Below are 2,749 nucleotides of genomic sequence, written 5' to 3' on the forward strand. Positions count from 1 at the left end.
GTCATACAGCAATGTCATCTGCTGGGATTCGCTCAACACATATTGCTGCAACAGATAGACGACGATGCAGATGCCGATCACCGCCAGCACGACGGGCGGCAGGTTGAACACCGGCTCGCGCCGCGGCTCGGGCGCGCCCTCGACCGGGTCGGCTTCCGAGGGAATTACCGGTTCACTCATTTGAAATTGCACTCACTGCGGGATTCCAGGTTCGAGCATCTAGATTAACGCGGACCGAACAGCAAACCGCGAATCATCTGGCGCGAATCAAAAAAGAAGCCGTTCAAGGTTTCCCTTGAACGGCCGGTCGAGCCCCCTGCTCCCCTAAAACTCTGACTGAAGTGCTGCCGATCGTCGCGAAACGACCGCTTCTGGAGTGGTTTTTGTGTGCCACGGGGCTCGCTCAGACGCAACGTAAACCACTTGTTAACCTTAACGGCCCCGACCCGTGAACAAGTGTTAACGACGCTGGCACGCTTCCTGCTCCGCAACGCATGTAGGTCCTCGGAGGGCGCCCTTCTGTTCACCGATGGGACATCAGACGACAGATTGCGCGGAGCAGCATAGCATGAACCAGAATGGATCGATCACGCTGTTCCAATATTGGAACCGCCTGCGTGATGGACGCCCCGCCCCGAAGCGTTCGGAGGTCGAACCGGCCGACATCAAGTCGCTGCTGGCCGACACCTTTATCCTGGAACGTGACACGCGCGGACAGGCCGTATTCCGGCTGGCCGGCACAAGGCTTTGCGCCTGCTACGGCCGCGAGCTCAAGGGGTTTTCCTTTCCATCGCTGTGGCGCGAGAAGGACCAGCGGCTCGTCTCGCGCCTGATCCATGGCGTGTTCGAGCAGAAATCGGTCGTGCTCATCAGCTATGAGGGCTTCAGCCGCAACGGGCGCTCCAATAAGTTCGAACTGCTTGCCCTGCCGCTGGACGGCGGCGTCGAAAATCCGCGCTGCCTGGGCGTCATCAGCGCCGTGGAGAAACCCTTCTGGCTGGGTGCCGATCCGATCACCGATGCGTTGATCGATTCAATCCGCGTCATAGATCCGGAGAAGGAGCTTCTGAACAATCGCCCGGCGATCGATGTTCCCTCGCTTGTTCCCGATGAACTTGGGGCACCCGAGACGATCTCGGCGCTCGGCCGGGTGCGTCGCATCCGTCATCTCGTCGTCTTCGATGGCGGGCGCGAGGAATAGTCCGCTGTTTTTTGAGACCTGATGCACGTCGCCCAAAACTGCGCGGCGGTTTTGGCACCACGGCCAGCAAAAAGGAAAACGCTGGAGCGCCCGCTTTTCCCCTTTGTTAACCCGCTTTGTTGTACTTCTGTGATGAAGTTCCTCGCATCGGCGCGCGGGATGCCAAACGGGGTGTAGGCAGTCATGAGGTCAGCGGCGGTCGACTATGCGCCGTCCCAAGCTGAAAGGCGAAACTTTCAGCGCGTCCGGGTTAAAATTTACGGACGCTTCATGCTGGAAGACCGCACCGAACATCCCTGCCAGGTCGTCGACATGTCACCGGGCAATGTCGCGTTTCGCACCGACCGCATCGGCATGCCCGGCGAAAAAATCATCGCCTACATCGATCATATCGGCCGCATCGAAGGCGTCGTCACACGCACCCTGCAGGACGGTTTCGCGATGACCGTCATTGCGTCGGATCGCAAGAAGGACAAGCTGGCCGCGCAATTGACCTGGCTGGCCAACAAGCATGAACTCGACCTGCCGGAAGATCGCCGCCACGAGCGCGTCGCACCGCGCAATCCGACAAGCGTGCTGCAGCTCACCGACGGCCGCCAGTACCAGTGCCGCATCATCGACCTTTCGCTCTCCGGCGCCGCTGTCGAAATCGACGTCAAACCGGCGATCGGCATCCAGGTCATGCTTGGCACCATGCGCGGGCAGGTCGTGCGTCATTTCGAGGATGGCGTCGCCATCGAATTCGCTGTGATCCAGCGTCCCGAAACGCTTGATTCCGAATTCAACACGCCACGCGCCTGAGCAGGCCCGACAGCAACATTCCAGGAACCGGCCCTTGCGGCCGGTTTTTTGTTTCTGGGAGCTTGTTTCTGGGAGCGCTCCGCGCCCGAGGTGGGAGCCTTCAGATCCAAACGAATTAATACTCAAATGATTCAAATTTTACGTTTATTCTATTGGACTTTTACTCAATATCTACTTCGCGCTTTTGCGTCAAATAAATCCACATGTGGCAATGTCTCCTTCGAACGGGGAGACCACAACAATGAAGAAAACGAGGGGCAAGCTGTTGCTGGCGGCAATGGCGATGCAGCTTTCCGCTTGGGGATCAGCATATGCCGCGGGACCGGCCTATATGCACACCGGCGGACGCACCACCCAGCCTGTTGGTCACTATGAGTTCTGCCAGCGCATTCCCGGCGAATGCAGCGAACGGACCCGCAGGGGTGCGCCGGTCGAACTGACCCGCAAGCTGTGGGCGACGATCGTCAACATCAACAATTCGGTCAACACCCGCATCAAGCCGCGCACCGACATGGAAAACTACGGTGTCGAGGAATATTGGGCCTATCCGGCCAATGGCTATGGCGATTGCGAGGATTACGCGCTGGAAAAGCGCCGCGAGTTGATGGATGCGGGCGTCCCCGCCGGCAATCTGCTGATGACGGTGGCGCGCCAGCCGAATGGCGACGGCCACGCGGTGCTGACCGTGCGCACCAGCCTCGGAGAATTCATCCTCGACAATCTTGAGACCAAGGTCCTGTCCTGGAC

General features: G+C 59.1%; 3 protein-coding genes and 1 pseudogene. 3 read left to right on the top strand and 1 reads right to left on the bottom strand.

The window, feature by feature from the left end; translation table 11 throughout:
- Positions 1–180, bottom strand: a pseudogene (locus tag EN914_RS30940) (rhomboid family intramembrane serine protease); the annotation flags it as partial.
- Positions 181–568: 388 nt separating this feature from the next.
- On the opposite strand from EN914_RS30940, the gene EN914_RS30945 reads away from it, so the two are divergent.
- The 3 genes from EN914_RS30945 to EN914_RS30955 all read left to right on the top strand — a co-directional run.
- Positions 569–1,201 (top strand): PAS domain-containing protein, encoded by a 633-nt coding sequence (locus EN914_RS30945; protein WP_024503876.1) that lies wholly within the window; start codon positions 569–571, stop codon positions 1,199–1,201.
- Between the two features lie 183 nt (positions 1,202–1,384).
- The gene (locus EN914_RS30950; RefSeq protein ID WP_013531341.1) at positions 1,385–2,002 is read left to right on the top strand and encodes a PilZ domain-containing protein; all 618 of its coding nucleotides are present in this window, start codon (positions 1,385–1,387) and stop codon (positions 2,000–2,002) included.
- 241 nt (positions 2,003–2,243) lie between these two features.
- Positions 2,244–2,749, top strand: a 506-nt coding sequence (locus EN914_RS30955) for a transglutaminase-like cysteine peptidase (protein WP_127389495.1), incomplete at its 3' end; no start/stop codon positions are given.

The sequence above is a fragment of the Mesorhizobium sp. M7A.F.Ca.CA.001.08.2.1 genome (assembly GCF_003998455.1).
In the GTDB taxonomy this organism is placed as follows: Bacteria; Pseudomonadota; Alphaproteobacteria; order Rhizobiales; family Rhizobiaceae; genus Mesorhizobium; species Mesorhizobium ciceri.

Excerpts from the sequence above, each read along its gene's own strand:
- EN914_RS30945 (WP_024503876.1), top strand. The coding sequence starts at position 569 with ATGAACCAGAATGGATCGATCACGCTGTTCCAATATTGGAACCGCCTG.
- EN914_RS30950 (WP_013531341.1), top strand. The coding sequence starts at position 1,385 with ATGAGGTCAGCGGCGGTCGACTATGCGCCGTCCCAAGCTGAAAGGCGA.